Origin of the sequence: Citrobacter sp. Cy070 (genome assembly GCF_030332245.1) — a bacterium.
Classification (GTDB): Bacteria; Pseudomonadota; Gammaproteobacteria; order Enterobacterales; family Enterobacteriaceae; genus Citrobacter; species Citrobacter youngae.
The window spans coordinates 19427-37717 of the sequence record NZ_JAOWIG010000058.1 but is presented as its reverse complement, the minus strand read 5'-3'; the positions used below and the strand labels follow the sequence as shown (position 1 = coordinate 37717).

The following is an 18291-nucleotide window of genomic DNA, read 5'->3' as shown; positions in this document are numbered from 1 at the left end:
TTGCTATGTTAAGGGTCTACCACTCCAATCGTCTGGATGTGCTGGAAGCGTTGATGGAATATATCGTTGAGCGCGAGCGGCTGGACGACCCCTTTGAACCCGAGATGATCCTGGTTCAAAGCACCGGTATGGCGCAGTGGTTGCAAATGACTCTGGCACAGAAGTTTGGTATTGCCGCTAACATTGATTTCCCGCTGCCAGCGAGTTTTATCTGGGATATGTTTGTGCGTGTATTGCCGGATATCCCAAAAGAGAGCGCATTTAGCAAACAGAGCATGAGCTGGAAGCTGATGACGCTGCTACCTCAATTGCTGGATAACGACGATTTCGCACTGCTACGCCACTATCTCACCGACGACACAGACAAACGTAAGCTGTTTCAGCTTTCATCACGCGCTGCGGATCTGTTCGACCAGTATTTAGTCTACCGTCCTGAATGGCTGACGCAGTGGGAGGTGGGGCTGCAGGTGGAAGGGCTAGGAGATGCTCAGGCCTGGCAAGCGCCATTGTGGAAAGCACTGGTGGAATACACGGCTGAACTGGGACAGCCAGGCTGGCATCGTGCCAATTTATATCAGCGGTTTATTCAGACCCTGGAGAATACGTCTGACTGCCCACAAGGCTTGCCCTCGCGCGTCTTTATTTGTGGTATCTCCGCGCTACCGCCCGTGTATCTGCAGGCATTACAAGCGCTGGGTAAGCACATTGATATTCATCTGCTTTTTACCAATCCCTGTCGTTACTACTGGGGGGATATTAAAGACCCCGCTTATCTGGCTAAACTGTTGGCGCGTCAGCGTAGGCATAGCTTTGAAGAACGACATTTACCGCTGTTTCGCGATAGTCAGAATGCTGAAGGACTGTTTAACAGCGATGGTGAGCAGGATGTGGGGAATCCGATGTTGGCCTCATGGGGAAAACTAGGGCGTGACTACATATATCTGCTTTCGGAATTGGAAAACAGCCAGGAGCTGGATGCGTTTGTCGACATTACTCCTGACAATCTTTTGCATAATATTCAAGCGGATATTCTGGAACTCGAAAACCATGCGGTGGCAGGAGTCAGCCTGGAGGAGTATTCGCGTAGCGACAATAAACGGTTGCTTGAGCCGAATGATACTAGTGTGACGTTTCATGTCTGTCATAGCCCACAACGCGAAGTGGAAATACTCCACGACCGGTTGCTGGCAATGCTGGAAGCGGACCCAACGCTGACGCCGCGCGACATCATCGTGATGGTGGCGGATATCGACAGCTACAGTCCATTTATTCAGGCTGTCTTTGGCAGTGCACCGGCCGATCGTTACCTGCCGTATGCTATTTCCGATCGCCGGGCACGTCAGTCTCATCCCGTCTTACAGGCGTTTATTAGCCTGCTTTCGCTACCGGACAGCCGCTTTGTTTCGGAGGATGTGCTGGCATTACTGGATGTGCCTGTGCTGGCTGCGCGTTTCAACATCAATGAAGAGGGGTTGCGCTATCTTCGTTTGTGGGTCAATGAATCTGGAATTCGCTGGGGCATTGACGACGACAACGTGCGCGAACTCGCGCTTCCTCCAACTGGTCAGCATACCTGGCAATTTGGTTTAACACGTATGCTGCTGGGCTATGCGATGGAAAGCGCACAGGGGGAGTGGCAGTCGGTATTGCCCTATGATGAGTCCAGTGGTTTGATTGCCGAGTTAGTCGGGCATTTGGCCTCGTTGCTGATGCAGCTAAACATCTGGCGCAGAGGGTTAGCACAGGAACGCCCGCTAGAAGAGTGGTTACCCGTTTGCCGGGACATGCTTAATGATTTCTTCCTGCCGGACGCGGACACCGAAGCGGCGATGACGCTGATTGAACAGCAGTGGCAGGCCATTATCACTGAAGGTTTGGGGGCCGAGTATGGCGAGGCCATACCGCTGTCTCTGTTACGTGACGAACTGGCGCAGCGTCTTGACCAGGAGCGCATCAGCCAGCGTTTCCTGGCAGGGCCTGTCAATATCTGTACGCTGATGCCGATGCGCTCTATCCCTTTCAAAGTGGTGTGCCTGTTGGGCATGAACGATGGCGTTTATCCGCGCCAGCTTGCGCCGCTGGGATTTGATCTGATGAGCCAAAAACCGAGGCGTGGTGACCGAAGCCGCCGTGATGATGACCGCTATCTGTTCCTCGAAGCCCTGATTTCGGCGCAACAAACGCTCTATATCAGCTATATCGGCCGCTCAATCCAGGATAACAGTGAACGCTTCCCGTCGGTGCTGGTGCAGGAACTTATGGATTACATTGGGCAAAGCCACTATTTGCCGGGCGATGAATTACTCACTAGCGATCAAAGTGAAGCGAAAGTAAAAGCGCACATTACCCGTTTACATACCCGTATGCCCTTTGATGCACAAAACTATCTGCCAGGTGAGCAGCAAAGTTATGCTCGAGAGTGGTTGCCAGCGGCAAGTCTGTCAGGCAAAGCGCACACGGATTTTGTCCAGCCGCTCCCCTTTACAATGCCTGAAACCCTGACGCTGGAAACGCTGCAACGCTTTTGGGCTCATCCGGTGCGGGCGTTTTTCCAGATGCGCCTGAGGGTAAATTTCCGCTCTGAAGAGAGCGAAATCCCGGAAACAGAACCCTTTATCCTCGAAGGGCTCAGCCGCTATCAACTTAATCAGCAGTTGCTTAATACCCTGGTTGAAGAGAACGACGCTGAACGACTGTTTCGCCGTTTTCGTGCGGCGGGTGCGCTTCCCTATGGGCCATTTGGCGAAATTCTGTGGGATACGCAGCGTCAGGAGATGCAGACGCTGGCTGAACGCATTATCGCCTGTCGTCAGCCTTGTCAGAGCATGGAAATCGATCTTACCTGTAACGGCGTGCAAATCACCGGTTGGTTGCCGCAGGTACAAGAGGACGGTTTGTTGCGCTGGCGCCCATCTTTGATCAGCATTGCGCAGGGTGTGCAACTTTGGCTGGAACATCTTGTCTATTGTGCGAGTGGCGGTACGGGAGAAAGCCGGTTGTTCTTACGCAAAGACGGCGAGTGGTGTTTCCCTCCACTGGAGGCCGAACAGGCGTTACAGTATCTGTCGCAACTTATTGAGGGATATCGGGAAGGCATGTCATCGCCGCTACTGGTATTACCGGAAAGTGGTGGGGCGTGGATAAAAACCTGTTATGACGCCGTAAATGATGCCATGTTAGATGACGATGATACGTTGCAAAAAGCGCGCAGTAAGTTTCTGCAGGCCTATGAAGGCAACATGATGGTACGCGGTGAAGGTGATGACATCTGGTATCAACGTCTGTGGCGTCAACTGGATGCTGATACGCTGGAGACCATTGTTTTACAGTCTCAGCGTTACCTGTTACCGATTTTTCGATTTAATCAGTCGTGATTATTGTATAAAAATTGCGCAATTTGATGGCTTCCACTATGATGCGCTTTCTGTCACGGACTGATTCTTACAAAGAGAAGAGGCTGACGCGTTCAGCACAGAGTCTTGCCCTGTTCAGAACACGCTTAATGCGTTGTTTGCAGTGAACAGGTGAATACGTTAATGATGAGGTTTGTGAATGCCCCGCAGCACCTGGTTTAGCGCATTACTGTTGTTCGTCGCCCTTTGGGTTCCCGTAAGTCAGGCTGATACCGGTTGGCAGCCTTTAGCTGAAACCATCCGTAAAAGCGATAAAGACACCCGTCAGTATCAGGCCGTGCGCCTTGATAACGGTATGGTCGTATTGCTGGTATCCGATCCGCAGGCCGTGAAATCCCTTTCTGCACTGGTGGTCCCCGTGGGTTCGCTGGAAGATCCGGACGATCATCAGGGGCTGGCGCATTATCTCGAACACATGTGTCTGATGGGGTCGAAAAAATACCCGCAGCCGGACAGCCTGTCTGAATTCCTGAAAATGCACGGCGGCAGCCATAATGCCAGCACCGCGCCTTATCGTACGGCTTTCTATCTTGAGGTTGAAAACGACGCGCTGGTGGGGGCTGTAGATCGCCTGGCAGACGCTATTGCCGATCCGTTACTGGATAAAAAATATGCCGATCGCGAGCGTAACGCGGTTAACTCCGAGCTGACGCTGGCGCGTACCCGAGACGGGATGCGTATGGCGCAGGTGAGTGCGGAGACTATTAACCCGGCGCACCCTGGTTCGCGCTTCTCCGGCGGAAATCTGGAAACATTAAGCGATAAACCGGGTAATCCGGTGGTACAGGCGTTACACAAATTTCATGAAAAGTACTACTCCGCGAACCTGATGAAGGCGGTGATTTATAGCAATAAACCATTGCCAGAGCTGGCGCGGATAGCGGCTGACACCTTTGGTCGCGTGCCAAACAGAAATATCGAAAAACCGGAAATAACCGTCCCGGTTGTCACCGACGCGCAAAAGGGCGTCATCATCCACTATGTTCCAGCAATGCCGCGTAAAGTGCTGCGCGTCGAGTTTCGTATTGATAACAATAGCGCGCAGTTCCGCAGTAAAACCGATGAGCTGGTGACCTACCTGATTGGCAATCGTAGCCCGGGCACGTTGTCTGACTGGCTGCAAAAGCAGGGCCTGGTTGAAGGTATTCGCGCAGACTCCGATCCGGTGGTCAACGGGAACAGCGGCGTGTTAGCCATTTCCGCGACGTTAACCGACAAGGGGCTGGCGAATCGCGATGAAGTTCTCGCGGCAATCTTTAGCTACCTCAATTTGTTACGCGAGAAAGGCGTTGATAAACGCTATTTTGATGAGCTGGCGCATGTGCTGGATCTCGATTTCCGTTATCCCTCCATCACCCGTGATATGGACTACGTTGAATGGCTGGCGGATACCATGATCCGCGTTCCCGTCGAGCATACTCTGGATGCGGTGAATATTGCCGACCAGTACGATGCCAAAGCCGTTGAGCAACGTCTGGCAATGATGACGCCGCAGAATGCGCGTATCTGGTATATCAGCGCGAAAGAGCCGCATAATAAAACTGCTTACTTTGTCGATGCGCCTTATCAGGTAGATAAAATCAGCGACAAAACCTTTGCCGACTGGCAGCAAAAAGCGCAGGGCATTGCGTTGTCATTACCGGAGTTGAACCCCTACATTCCTGATGATTTCACGCTGATTAAGGCGGATAAAAAATACGCTCACCCGGAACTGATCGTTGATGAGCCGGATTTACGCGTGGTGTATGCGCCGAGCCAGTATTTTGCCAGCGAGCCAAAGGTTGATGTCAGCGTGATACTGCGTAACCCGAAAGCGATGGACAGCGCCCGCAATCAGGTCTTATTCGCCCTGAACGATTATCTGGCGGGTATTGCACTCGACCAGTTAAGTAACCAGGCCGCAGTGGGAGGTATTGGTTTTTCTACAAACGCTAATAACGGCCTGATGCTTAACGCCAACGGCTATACTCAGCGTTTGCCGCAGCTTTTCCAGGCGCTGCTGAGCGGTTATTTCAGTTACACCTCAACAGATGAACAGCTGGAACAGGCGAAATCCTGGTACGCCCAGATGATGGACTCGGCGGAGAAAGGCAAAGCCTACGATCAGGCGATCATGCCGGTTCAGATGCTGTCTCAGGTACCGTACTTCTCACGCGATGAGCGCCGTAAGCTACTGCCTTCCATCACCCTGAAAGAGGTAATGGCCTATCGCGACGCCTTGAAAACCGGGGCGCGTCCCGAATTCCTGGTGGTCGGTAATATGAGCGAAGCTCAGGCGAAAACCATGGCGCGGGATATCCAGAAGCAGCTTGGTGCGAACGGCTCACAGTGGTGCCGAAACAAAGATGTTGTGGTAGACAAGAAGCAGTCTGTCATCTTTGAAAAAGCGGGCAGTAGTACGGATTCCGCGCTGGCGGCGGTATTTGTGCCAACTGGATACGATGAGTACACCAGTTCAGCCTATAGCGCCATGTTAGGGCAGATTGTTCAACCGTGGTTCTACAATCAACTGCGTACTGAAGAGCAATTAGGTTATGCCGTCTTTGCTTTCCCAATGAGCGTTGGCCGCCAGTGGGGAATGGGCTTCCTGTTGCAAAGCAGCGACAAGCAACCGTCCTATCTCTGGGAACGCTATAAGGCATTTTTCCCCACGGCGGAAGCGAAGCTGCGGGCGATGAAAGCTGATGAGTTCGCACAAATTCAGCAGGCGATTATTGCGCAAATGCTCCAGGCCCCGCAAACGCTGGGGGCAGAAGCCTCGCAGTTAAGCAAAGATTTTGATCGCGGCAATATGCGCTTCGATTCACGTGATAAAATCGTGGCTCAGATTAAACTGCTGACGCCGCAAAAGCTTGCCGACTTCTTCCATCAGGCGGTGGTTGAGCCGCAAGGCATGGCGATACTGTCGCAGGTTTCCGGCAGTCAGAACGGGAAAGCAGAATATGTGCACCCGGAAGGCTGGAAAGTGTGGCAGACCGTCAGCGCGTTGCAGCAAACCTTACCCCTGATGAGTGATAAGAATGAATGATGCCGCTGAGTCTCTTGATCCACTTCGCTTGCCCCTGACGGGCGAGCGCCTGATTGAAGCCTCTGCGGGCACCGGTAAAACCTTTACCATCGCCGCCCTGTATTTACGTTTACTGCTTGGACTGGGCGGCTCTGCCGCCTTTCCTCGTCCGCTGACCGTCGAAGAACTGTTAGTGGTCACCTTCACCGAGGCGGCTACTGAAGAGCTGCGCGGTCGAATTCGTAGCAACATCCATGAACTGCGTATTGCCTGCCTGCGTGAAACCACCGATAACCCGCTATACGCCCGTCTGTTAGATGAAATCGCCGATAAAAAACAGGCCGCCCAGTGGCTGCTATTGGCAGAAAGACAGATGGATGAAGCGGCGGTGTTTACCATTCACGGCTTTTGCCAGCGTATGCTCAGCCTCAACGCTTTTGAGTCAGGCATGCTGTTTGAGCAACAACTGATCGAAGATGAATCGCTGCTGCGCTATCAGGCCTGTGCGGACTTCTGGCGTCGACACTGCTATCCGCTGCCCCGTGACATTGCGCAGGTGATTTTTGAAACGTGGAAAGGACCGCAGGCGCTGCTGAGAGATATCGATCGCTATCTGCAAGGGGAAGCACCGGTTATCAAGGCTCCACCGCCCGATGACGAAACGCTGGCAACCCGGCACGAACAAATCCTCGCGCGCATTAATCAAATTAAGCAGCAATGGCGCGATGCCGTTGATGAGCTGGATAGCCTGCTGGAAGCATCCGGGATCGACCGGCGTAAATTTAATCGCGGTAACCAGGGGAAGTGGATCGAAAAGATCAGCGCGTGGGCGCAGGAAGAAACCCAAAGCTATCAGCTGCCCGATGCGCTGGAGAAATTCTCCCAGCGTTTTTTAGAAGAGCGAACCAAAGCGGGCGGCGTAACGCCTCAGCACCCGCTTTTCGTCGCTATTGATCAACTGCTTGGCCAACCGCTGACAATCCGCGATCTGGTGATCACCCGGGCACTGGCGGAGATCCGCACGGCGGTTGCCGAGGAGAAACGCCGCCGCGGCGAGCTGGGTTTTGACGATATGCTCAGCCGTCTGGATGCAGCGTTGCGCAGTGAAAGCGGCGATGCGCTGGCGACGGCGATTCGTACCCGTTTTCCGGTCGCGATGATTGATGAGTTCCAGGATACCGACCCGCAGCAATACCGTATTTTCCGCCGTATCTGGCAGCATCAACCGGACACCGCGCTGCTGCTGATTGGCGATCCGAAACAGGCAATTTACGCCTTTCGCGGCGCGGATATCTTTACCTACATGAAGGCGCGTAGTGAAGTCAGCGCGCACTATACGCTCGATACTAACTGGCGTTCGGCTCCTGGCATGGTCAATAGTGTGAATACGATTTTCAGCCAGATGAACGACGCCTTTATGTTCCGCGACATCCCCTTCAGCCCGGTAAAATCCGCAGAGAAAAACCAGTCGCTTCAGTTTGTTTTACACGGTGAAACGCAGCCAGCCATGAGTATGTGGCTGATGGAAGGGGAAAGCTGTGGCGTAGGCGACTATCAGAACTACATGGCGCAGGTGTGCGCCACGCAAATTCGCGACTGGCTTAAGGCCGGGTATTCTGGCGCTGCGCAACTGGTCAGCGGTAAAACGTCCAGGCCGGTACGCGCCTCGGACATCAGCATACTGGTTCGTAGCCGCCAGGAGGCGGCGCTGGTCCGCGATGCGCTGACGCAACTGGCCATTCCCTCTGTTTATCTCTCCAACCGTGACAGCGTGTTTGAAACGCTGGAAGCGCAGGAACTGCTGTGGGTGCTGCAAGCGGTGATGACGCCGGAGCGTGAGAACACGCTGCGTAGCGCGCTGGCAACCTCAATGATGGGGCTGAATGCGCAGGATCTCGAAGCGTTAAATAACGACGAAAATGCCTGGGATGCGGTAGTCGAGGAGTTCGATGGCTATCGTCAGATCTGGCATAAACGCGGCGTGATGCCCATGCTGCGCGCGCTGATGGCTGCCCGCCAGATTGCGGAGAACCTGCTGGCGACGGCGGGGGGCGAACGTCGACTGACTGACATTTTACATATCAGCGAACTGTTGCAGGAAGCGGGCTCGCAGCTGGAAAGCGAGCATGCGCTGGTGCGCTGGTTATCACAGCATATTCTTGAACCCGACAGCAATGCGTCCAGTCAGCAGCTCAGGCTCGAAAGCGACAAGCATTTGGTTAAAATCGTCACCATCCATAAATCGAAAGGGCTGGAATATCCACTGGTCTGGCTGCCGTTTATCACCAATTTCCGCGTCCAGGATCAGGCTTTCTACCACGATCGCAGCTCCTTTGAAGCGGTGCTGGATCTCAGCGATGCCGCGGAGAGCGTTGAGCTGGCCGAAGCGGAACGTCTGGCAGAAGACTTGCGCTTGCTCTATGTTGCGCTCACCCGTTCGGTATGGCACTGCAGCCTTGGCGTGGCGCCGTTGGTACGCCGTCGGGGCGATAAGAAAGGGGATACCGATGTGCATCAGAGCGCCCTTGGCCGCCTGCTGCAAAAAGGCGAGCCGATGGATGCCGCGGGTCTGCGTGGCGCTATTGAGGCGCTGTGCGGTGAGGATATCGCCTGCCTGACGCCGAATAAACCGGACGGTGAGCGCTGGCAGGTTGCACAGCCCGCCAGTTCTACGTTGAATGCAAAAATACTGCAGCGTACGCCTGGTGACAGCTGGCGCGTGACCAGCTATTCCGGTCTGCAACAGCGTGGGCATGGTATTGCGCAGGATCTGATCCCGCGACTGGATATCGATGCCGCTGGCGTCGGTGAGGTTATTGAAGAGTCAGGACTCACGCCACATCAGTTTCCGCGCGGCGCTTCGCCGGGTACATTTTTGCATAGCCTGTTTGAAGATCTCGACTTCACCCAACCGGTAGAGCCGCATTGGGTCGAAGAAAAACTGGCGTTGGGCGGTTATGATGCACACTGGACGCCGGTTTTGACCGCATGGTTGGACGCCATTTTGCAGGCGCCTCTCAACGAGACCGGCGTGAGTTTGAGTCAGCTTTCCGCGCGTGAAAAACAGGTGGAGATGGAGTTTTATCTGCCGATTTCGCAGCCGCTGATGGCCAGCCAACTTGATGCGTTGATCCGCCAATACGATCCGCTTTCGGCTGGCTGCCCGCCGCTGGACTTTATGCAGGTTCGCGGCATGCTGAAAGGGTTTATTGACCTGGTGTTCCGCCACCAGGGGCGTTATTACCTGCTCGACTACAAGTCAAACTGGCTGGGCGAAGACAGTTCTGCGTATACCCAGCAGGCAATGGCCTCAGCCATGCAGGCGCACCGTTACGATCTGCAGTATCAGTTGTATACCCTGGCACTGCACCGTTATCTGCGCCATCGCATTGCTGATTACGATTATGAACGCCATTTTGGCGGCGTTATCTATCTTTTCCTGCGTGGCGTTGATAGTGAAAATCCGCAGCAGGGAATTTACGCTACCCGACCCGATGGGGAATTGATCGCGTTGATGGACGAGTTGTTTGCCGGTGCGGCTCTGGAGGAGATGCAATGACAATCCAGAAACGATTGCTGGAGGCCGTAGAGCAAAAACAGCTCCGTCCTCTGGATGCTCAGTTTGCGCTGGCGGTTGCCGGAAACGACAACCCTGCCGTTACGCTGGCGGCGGCTCTGCTTAGCCGTGAGGCGGGCGAAGGGCACGTTTGCTTACCGCTTTCCCGGTTGTCTTTACGCGAAGATGCCCATCCGCTGTTGAGCGCCTGGCTGTGCGAGGCCGGTGAACCGGAAGATTGGTCGGAATGCCTGCTGGCCTCCGCTGCGGTAAGCCGTGGCGAGCAGCCCACGCCGCTGGTGCTGTACGGCGATCGCTTGTATCTGAACCGCATGTGGCATAACGAACGCGCGGTGGCGCGCTTTTTCGGTGAAGTTAACCACGCCATTGAGGTGGATGAACAACTGCTGACCCACACGCTGGCGGCGCTGTTTCCACCCGTTGAAGGCGTTAACTGGCAAAAAGTGGCGGCTGCTGTGGCGTTGACCCGCCGTATATCGGTGATCTCCGGCGGGCCGGGGACCGGAAAAACGACAACGGTGGCGAGGCTTCTGGCGGCGTTGATTCAGATGGCGGACGGTGAACGCTGTCGTATTCGTCTGGCGGCGCCAACGGGAAAAGCGGCAGCCCGTCTGACCGCCTCGCTGGGCGCGGCGCTGCGAGAACTGCCGCTGACCGATGAGCAAAAGAAGCGCATTCCCGATGATGCCAGTACATTGCACCGATTATTGGGCGCTCAACCTGGAAGCCAACGCCTGCGGCATCATGCAGGAAACCTGCTGCATCTGGACGTGCTGGTGGTGGATGAAGCCTCGATGATCGATTTGCCGATGATGTCGCGCCTTATCGATGCGCTACCGCCACATGGGCGGGTGATTTTTCTTGGCGATCGCGACCAGCTCGCTTCCGTTGAAGCGGGGGCGGTGCTGGGGGATATCTGTGCTTTCGTCGGTGATGGCTTTACCCCGGAGCGTGCCCGCCAGCTTAGTCGCCTGACTGAAACCACTATTCCGGCAGGTTCGGGAACTCAGGCGGCTGCTCTGCGCGACAGTTTGTGCCTGCTGCAAAAGAGCTACCGTTTCGGTAGCGATTCCGGAATCGGCCAGTTGGCTGCGGCGATTAATCGTGGTGACAAAGCCGCGATAAAAACGGTCTTCCAGCAGGGATTTAGCGACATCGAAAAACGCGCTCTGCACAGCAGCGAGGATTACGCCGCGATGCTGGAGGAAGCGCTGGCGGGTTATGGGAACTATCTCGATTTACTGCGCGAGCGTGCCGAGCCGGATTCTGTCATTCAGGCCTTCAATGAGTATCAGCTATTGTGCGCCCTGCGGGAAGGTCCGTTTGGCGTGGGTGGCTTGAATGAACGCATTGAGCAGGTGATGGCGCAAAAGCGCAAAATTCACCGTTCGACGCATAGCCGCTGGTATGAGGGAAGGCCGGTAATGATCGCGCGCAATGACAGTTCGTTGGGATTATTTAACGGTGATATTGGCATTGCCCTCGATCGTGGGCAGGGCCTGAGAGTGTGGTTTGCGCTGCCGGACGGTTCTATCAAATCGGTCCAGCCCAGTCGCTTGCCTGAACATGAAACGACCTGGGCAATGACCGTCCATAAATCGCAGGGATCTGAGTTTGACCACGCGGCGCTAATTTTACCCAACCAGCATTCACCTGTGGTGACTCGCGAGCTGGTCTATACCGCCGTTACACGCGCGCGCCGTCGTTTGTCGCTGTATGCCGATGAACGGATATTGAGTAGCGCCATTGCCACCCGAACCGAACGCCGCAGCGGACTGTCGGCGTTGTTTAGTGATGGCATAATGTAGGCCGGATAAGCGTCAGCGCCATCCGGCTGTGTGCCTGATGGCGACGCTATCGCGTCTGATCAGGCCTACGATCTGCATACTAAAGATGTGCCAGTGAACTGTATGCCGCATCCGGCAACGATCACTATCCCAAATCCGCCATCAGCACTTTTGACCGCCGCTGATAGTTGTACATCTCTTTTTTGCTTTCCGGCAGCAGATCGATATCGACCGGCGTGAAGCCGCGCTCCTGGAACCAGTGAATGCTGCGCGTCGTCAGCACGAACAGCTTACTCAGCCCCATTTGTCTGGCCTGCACAGCAATCCGCTCCAGCAAAACTTCGCCGCGTGATGAGCTACGGTAGTCCGGATGCACTGCCACGCACGCCATTTCGCCAATCTTCTCCTCCGGAAAAGGGTACAGGGCGGCGCAGGCAATGGTCAGATTATCGCGCTGAATTATGGTGAACTTGTCGATCTCCATTTCCAGCTGTTCGCGGGAGCGGCGGACCAGAATACCTTGCTGTTCCAGCGGGCGGATAAGCTCCAGAATCCCGCCGATATCGTTAATGGTAGCGCGACGGATCTGCTCGGCGCTTTCCATCACGATCTGCGTACCGATGCCGTCGCGGGAGAACAGTTCTTGCAGCAATGCACCATCTTCCTGATAGCTGATCAGATGGCAGCGGCGTACGCCACTGCGACAGGCTTTCACTGCTCCGCGCAGGAAACGCACCGTACCGGAACTGTAATCGCCTTTCTCTTCCTGCAATTCAACGCGAGCCTGGGCTTCGTTAGGAAACAACTCGGAAATAATATCGCCATCATCGTTGGTGACACCCTGAGACGAGCAAAAACCGATCATTTTCTCTGCCTTCAGTTTGATAGCCAACTGTGTGGCGACCTCTTCTGACGTCAGATTAAAGCTCTCACCAGTGACGGAAACGGCGACCGGGCCCATCAGCACAATCGCGCCGCTATCTAACTGGCGGTGAATGGCATCTTCATCGATGCGACGAATACGCCCGCTGTGGCAGTAATCTACGCCGTCATCAACGCCCAGCGGCTGGGAGATAATAAAATTACCGCTGACCACATTGATGTGTGCACCCTGCAATGGCGTATTATTCAGGCTCATCGACAGGCGGGCGGTAATATCAAGCTGAAGTAGCCCCGCAGCCTGTTTGACCAGCTCCAGGGTTTTCGCATCGGTGACGCGCGTGTTTTTGTGGTACACCGGTTCATGATGATGCGCCGCAAGATTGGCATCAATCTGCGGTCGTGCGCCATAGACCACGACCAGGCGGATGCCGAGGCTATGAAGAAGACCAATGTCATTGACGATACTGGAAAAGTTTTCATGCTCGATGGCTTCGCCGCCCAGCATAATGACAAACGTTTTTCCCCGATGGGTATTGATATAGGGAACAGAATGGCGGAATCCCTGTACCAGTTCGGTTCTACGCTCCTTCACCACGGCACACCCTCATTGCATGATTATTCGTAATTTGTGTATTTTTATTCTGTTTTTGCGCTGTACGCAAGCGTAATTTTTACCCATACCGAAGATTTTTATCAGTAATACCGTGAATATAAAAAGAATGTTTACCCTTTTATAGATGACAGATTATGCGTCATTCGCTAAAGTTTCCGGTCAATTCGGACGTTTTACGTATTACCTCAATACAGATTTCTTTTGCTCGGGAGAAGCATGTCGGGATCCAACTCAGCAATCAGTCGCCGCCGTTTACTGAAAGGTGCGGGTGCTATGTGGCTTTTAAGCGTCAGCCAGGTTGGTCTGGCTGCCGCGAGTCAGGTCGTTGCCGTACGTATCTGGCCTGCGTCCAGCTATACCCGCGTCACGGTAGAATCTAACCGTCTGCTGAAATACAAACAGTTTGCCCTGAGTAATCCTGAGCGTGTGGTTGTGGATATTGAAGACGTTAATCTGAACTCGGTGCTCAAGGGCATGGGAGCGCAGATTCGTCCTGACGACCCGTATATTAAGTCGGCGCGTGTTGGGCAGTTTGACCCACAGACCGTGCGGATGGTGTTCGAGCTGAAACAGAACGTGAAGCCGCAACTTTTTGCTCTGGCGCCGGTGGCGGGCTTTAAAGAACGTCTGGTGATGGATCTCTATCCCGCGAATGCCCAGGATGTTCAGGATCCTCTGCTGGCGTTGCTGGAAGATTACAACAAGGGCGATCTGGATAAACAGGTTCCACCTGCGCAGAGTGGCCCCCAGCCGGGCAAAGCGGGACGCGATCGTCCCATTGTCATTATGCTGGACCCGGGCCACGGCGGGGAAGATTCCGGCGCGGTGGGGAAATACAAGACGCGTGAAAAAGATGTGGTACTGCAGATTGCCCGCCGTCTGCGAGCCCTCATAGAGAAAGAGGGCAACATGAAGGTCTTTATGACGCGAAATGAAGATATTTTCATTCCGCTTAAAGTCCGTGTGGCAAAAGCGCAGAAGCAGCGTGCAGACCTGTTTGTCTCGATTCACGCCGATGCCTTTACCAGTCGACAGCCCAGCGGTTCGTCGGTGTTTGCGCTCTCGACCAAAGGCGCGACCAGTACCGCGGCGAAATATCTGGCACAGACCCAGAACGCCTCGGATCTCATCGGTGGCGTCAGCAAGAGTGGCGACCGCTACGTCGACCACACTATGTTCGACATGGTGCAATCGCTGACCATCGCCGACAGCCTCAAGTTTGGTAAAGCGGTATTAAATAAGCTTGGTAAAATCAACAATCTGCATAAGAACCAGGTTGAACAAGCCGGGTTTGCGGTGCTAAAAGCGCCGGATATTCCGTCCATTCTGGTAGAAACAGCGTTTATCAGTAACGTTGAGGAAGAGCGCAAACTCAAAACGGCGACCTTCCAGCAGGAAGTTGCAGAGTCGATTCTGGCGGGGATTAAAGCCTACTTTGCCGATGGGGCGACGCTGGCGAGAAGGGGATAAATACACGTCCTGGCATTCCGGTGCGATATAAAGAATGATTGTCCAGGACGAAATATTATAGTGGGGGTATTTACTGGTTTATCTATTATTATCGGATAAGTTGTCGATAAATTCATATTCATGAAACACCCAGTTAGTGATTCAATTTAGAAATTGGTTTATCTATCTGAAATTTATACCTAATAGATAGTTAATTATATTGAAAATATTATTGCATTTATTGACTAATAAGTTTTTTATATTGTTTTTTTCCTAAAAATAAATCTGATGATGTCTTCTGGCACATAGTATCTCTTTACCTGGGATATAATTTTCTCGCATCACCTCTGGCAGGAATGCAGACACCATAAATTATGGTATTGGATATTTATCACCAAGGGAAAAAAATGAAAAAATTCACTATTGCAGCCATTGCTATGGCATTTGCAGGAAGCGCCTTCGCGGGCGATCAGGACTCTGCGGATATTCATTTTGCAGGTGAAGTGCAGACTAACATCTGTACGGCGGAGCTTTTAGGGGGAGGAACTTCCGTGCAACTGGATCCGACTGACGTTAAAACCGTAACGGCAGCCACCACTGACTCGGTAATGAAAAAAGACTTCACAGTATCTCTGGACTGTACTGCCCAGGGGGCCAAAGACAAAATTACCGGTGCGAGCTATGCCACTGTAACAGGCTATCTGGCAGCGGCAAAAGGTACAGCGGTTAATGCCAGCACTTCTGCGCTGGATAACTCTGACGTTACGGCTGCTGGCGCACAAGGGGTTGGTTTCCAGGTGCAAAACAAAGACAGCAGCAATGCAGTCCAGACGTTTACCACCGCGGATCGCGTGGCGAAAGTGATCGATACTGCAGCGCCAATGCTGTTCAATTATAACGTGGGCTACCTGAAAACTGGCACTGTCAGCGGCGGTCTGGTTGCGGCTGACGCCATGTTTATCGCAACTTATCAGTAATAATACCAGGCAGGGCCGTTAGGCCCTGCTTTTGCATTCAGGAAGGAGGGAGTGTGCGTAAAGGAAAACCGTTATTGTTGCTCCTGATGATATTCGGCCTGCTAAGTGGGCAAAAAGCGATAGCTGCCGCTCAGTTTAAGGTGGAAGGGCAGATTTATAAAACAACCTGTACCCTACAAACACCGGGAGATGGTACTTCGATAGCGTTAGAAGAGGTGACAACAGAGGCGTTAATTGCTTCAACGACTCTCGTTTCAGCGAAAGAATTTACTATTAACATCAATTGTTCCGCACCCTCCTACTTGCATGAAGTAACGGGGAAATTTACCACGGATGGCGAGATTGATAGCAGTGTAAAAGCATTAAAAAATACGATTACCGATGCGACTGGCGCAAAAGATGTCGGCCTACAAATTAAAGATAAAACTACTGACACTGTTGTTGACTTCAGTACCACGCAGCAGTTCACGTTGCCCTTGAGCAGTGATAACAGCGCCTCGTTTCGCTTTGAGATTGGTTATATCAACCTTGGCGTACCGGAAAAAGGCGATGTGCATGCGGCGGCGACTTTTACCCTGACCTATGCCTGATGGAGCGTCTGTGAATAAATCGATTTTTTTGCTGCTACTGTATGGGTTGACGTGGGAAAATTCAGCGTGTGCTGCCGATACGCTGGAATATGAATTTACTGGTCGGGTAACGGAGTCAACCTGTAAGGTGGAACTTTACAGTTATGCAGCACTAATTGATTCTATTGGATTGGTCGCCAGGCTCGGCAGTATACCAGCCGTAGGTGATATTAGGTGGTTATCGGAAATGGGCAATTATTATTTCCATGTCACCTGCCCATCCGGGTATGCGGGGTCAGCGGTGACCGGAAAAATAACTACATCGCAGGAAGTTGATGCCGCCACCCTCGCAATTAAGTCTAAAGATAGAAATAATCAGTTTGGCTTCGTTTTTAAAGATGCCGATCAGAATGTGATGATTGATTTTAGTACAGTGGAAAATACGCAATCCCTTGTGCAGAATAGTGATGCGAAAACGGCGGATTTTAATTTTATGATTGGCGTCGTGCCTTATGGCGCACAAGTGGACTACGGTGAGCTTGATGCTTCTATTATGTTTTCTGCCACCTTTCAGTAATAGGGGAAGTAAATGAAATATTTATCTTTCCTTTTATCTCTGATGGTCTTTTGCGCTTTGGGCTCGGATACGATTCAGACGCCTGAAATTGCTGTTCGGGCTAAGATCTTGCCCGTGCCCACAAAATGTAACGTATGGGTCGAGGTGGATGGTGTGAGCAGTACCACCATTACGTTAGAGACGGCCTCCCTGAAGGATATTCAGGGGGCGACCTCAAGTCCGCTGCATCAAAAGAGTTTCGTTATACGTTCTGAGTGTACGGATGCTGAGGGGTATTACCCAAATATTCGTTGGGTGACGAGCGGAGAGACCGATCCTGCAACTTATGCGTTAAAAAATACCACCTTATCAGGTGCGGTAAACGTTGGTTTCCAGGTACTGGATCAATCAACACCACCGGGTTCAGTCGTAAATTTTGAGACAGGCAGCCGGAAATATTATGAATATGTAGATCATGGCCGTTGTTACAGCTTCGAGGAAGTCGAGTCAATTTGCTATAACTGGGAGTCAACCTATTCTGTAGGTTATATCGCCTACGGTACGCCTGGCGCGGGTATTGTTACGGCAGATGCTACCGTGATCATTGATGTTGAATAAAATATCTAAAAAGCATTTGGTTTGTATATATATGAATGCTGAATAATGTAAAAATGTTATTTATATCAAAGGAATTAATATGAAAAGGTATTCCTGTTCGCTATTTGCTGCGTGTTTATTAGTGATGACCTGTACTTCATCATCGCTGGCCAGTGTTGTTATTCAGGGCACGCGTATTATTTATCCTGAAGCGGCGAAAGAAGTAACGGTAAAAATGGTCAACGAAGGCAAGTCACCTTTATTAGTTCAATCCTGGCTGGATGACGGTAATGAAAATGGCGACCCGGCAAAAATGAAACTGCCGTTTATTGTCACACCGCCGGTCTCGCGTCTTGATCCACAAAAAGGTCAGAGCGTGCGTATTACCTGGACCGGTCAGGCATTGCCGCAGGATAAAGAGAGTATTTATTGGTTTAACGTGCTGGAAATTCCACCCAAAGATAAGAGTGCGGAAGGAAAAAGCAAGCTTAATCTGGCGTTGCGTTCGCGGATTAAATTTTTTTACCGTCCGGCATCGCTGAAGGGCAGTTTTATTGATGGTTTAAATAATGTTAAGTGGTCGCTGGTCAATGATGCGGGCAACGTGGCGATCGTCCTGCAAAACGACTCGCCTTATTATCTCTCGCTGATTGGCGGCGCGGTATGGGCAGGGGCGAAAAAATATGAGTACAAACCGAAAATGTTGAGTCCTTTTAGCGAAGAATGTTTTGTGGTTCCGCAATTAACGACGACTTCCATTAATAAAGTGTCATGGGTTGCATTGAATGATTACGGTGCAGATTCGGAAGTCGTTAAGACGATTAAATAAGGCAGTACCGGCAGAGTAACAGGATTATTAATTTA

The 18291-nt window shown here is 52.4% G+C and carries 11 protein-coding genes; 10 read left to right on the top strand and 1 reads right to left on the bottom strand.

Annotated elements, in window-relative coordinates; genetic code table 11:
- Nucleotides 1–5 precede the first annotated feature (5 nt).
- From recC to recD, 4 genes are all read left to right on the top strand, one after another.
- On the top strand, nt 6–3374 hold the full coding sequence (gene recC / locus OGY19_RS09105) for an exodeoxyribonuclease V subunit gamma (RefSeq protein ID WP_115601532.1): 3369 nt from the start codon (nt 6–8) through the stop codon (nt 3372–3374).
- Nucleotides 3375–3552: 178 nt separating this feature from the next.
- Nucleotides 3553–6441 (top strand): pitrilysin, encoded by a 2889-nt coding sequence (gene ptrA, locus OGY19_RS09100; RefSeq protein WP_115601533.1) that lies wholly within the window; start codon nt 3553–3555, stop codon nt 6439–6441.
- Entirely contained in the window at nt 6434–9979 is a 3546-nt protein-coding gene (recB, locus tag OGY19_RS09095) for an exodeoxyribonuclease V subunit beta (RefSeq protein WP_115601534.1), read from the top strand. Before ptrA ends, recB begins: the two co-directional genes overlap by 8 nt.
- Nucleotides 9976–11805, top strand: a complete 1830-nt coding sequence (recD, locus tag OGY19_RS09090) for an exodeoxyribonuclease V subunit alpha (RefSeq protein ID WP_115601535.1) — start codon at nt 9976–9978, stop codon at nt 11803–11805. The genes recB and recD overlap by 4 nt, the downstream gene beginning before the upstream one ends.
- A gap of 124 nt (nt 11806–11929) precedes the next feature.
- On the opposite strand, the gene argA is transcribed toward recD, so the two are convergent.
- A complete protein-coding gene (gene argA, locus OGY19_RS09085) occupies nt 11930–13261 on the bottom strand; it encodes an amino-acid N-acetyltransferase (protein WP_115601536.1) in 1332 nt (443 codons plus the stop codon).
- Between the two features lie 234 nt (nt 13262–13495).
- Here argA and amiC point away from each other — a divergent pair, with 234 nt between their 5' ends.
- From amiC to OGY19_RS09055, 6 genes are all read left to right on the top strand, one after another.
- The gene (gene amiC, locus OGY19_RS09080; protein WP_101741615.1) at nt 13496–14749 is read left to right on the top strand and encodes an N-acetylmuramoyl-L-alanine amidase AmiC; all 1254 of its coding nucleotides are present in this window, start codon (nt 13496–13498) and stop codon (nt 14747–14749) included.
- A 386-nt stretch (nt 14750–15135) separates the two neighbouring features.
- Nucleotides 15136–15705 carry a fimbrial protein gene (locus tag OGY19_RS09075; protein WP_233605576.1) on the top strand — a complete coding sequence of 190 codons (570 nt, stop codon included), beginning with the start codon at nt 15136–15138 and terminating at the stop codon, nt 15703–15705.
- Nucleotides 15706–15758: 53 nt separating this feature from the next.
- Nucleotides 15759–16295 (top strand): fimbrial protein, encoded by a 537-nt coding sequence (locus OGY19_RS09070; protein ID WP_115601538.1) that lies wholly within the window; start codon nt 15759–15761, stop codon nt 16293–16295.
- Between the two features lie 10 nt (nt 16296–16305).
- The gene (locus OGY19_RS09065; RefSeq protein WP_115602386.1) at nt 16306–16851 is read left to right on the top strand and encodes a fimbrial protein; all 546 of its coding nucleotides are present in this window, start codon (nt 16306–16308) and stop codon (nt 16849–16851) included.
- 12 nt (nt 16852–16863) lie between these two features.
- On the top strand, nt 16864–17448 hold the full coding sequence (locus OGY19_RS09060) for a fimbrial protein (protein ID WP_115601539.1): 585 nt from the start codon (nt 16864–16866) through the stop codon (nt 17446–17448).
- A gap of 79 nt (nt 17449–17527) precedes the next feature.
- On the top strand, nt 17528–18256 hold the full coding sequence (locus tag OGY19_RS09055) for a fimbria/pilus periplasmic chaperone (RefSeq protein WP_286596362.1): 729 nt from the start codon (nt 17528–17530) through the stop codon (nt 18254–18256).
- Nucleotides 18257–18291: the final 35 nt, after the last annotated feature.

What these genes read in the sequence shown, in the direction of transcription:
- amiC (WP_101741615.1), top strand. Translation starts at nt 13,496, where the DNA reads ATGTCGGGATCCAACTCAGCAATCAGTCGCCGCCGTTTACTGAAAGGT.
- recD (WP_115601535.1), top strand. Translation starts at nt 9,976, where the DNA reads ATGACAATCCAGAAACGATTGCTGGAGGCCGTAGAGCAAAAACAGCTC.
- OGY19_RS09055 (WP_286596362.1), top strand. Translation starts at nt 17,528, where the DNA reads ATGAAAAGGTATTCCTGTTCGCTATTTGCTGCGTGTTTATTAGTGATG.
- recC (WP_115601532.1), top strand. Translation starts at nt 6, where the DNA reads ATGTTAAGGGTCTACCACTCCAATCGTCTGGATGTGCTGGAAGCGTTG.
- OGY19_RS09060 (WP_115601539.1), top strand. Translation starts at nt 16,864, where the DNA reads ATGAAATATTTATCTTTCCTTTTATCTCTGATGGTCTTTTGCGCTTTG.
- recB (WP_115601534.1), top strand. Translation starts at nt 6,434, where the DNA reads ATGAATGATGCCGCTGAGTCTCTTGATCCACTTCGCTTGCCCCTGACG.
- ptrA (WP_115601533.1), top strand. Translation starts at nt 3,553, where the DNA reads ATGCCCCGCAGCACCTGGTTTAGCGCATTACTGTTGTTCGTCGCCCTT.
- OGY19_RS09075 (WP_233605576.1), top strand. Translation starts at nt 15,136, where the DNA reads ATGAAAAAATTCACTATTGCAGCCATTGCTATGGCATTTGCAGGAAGC.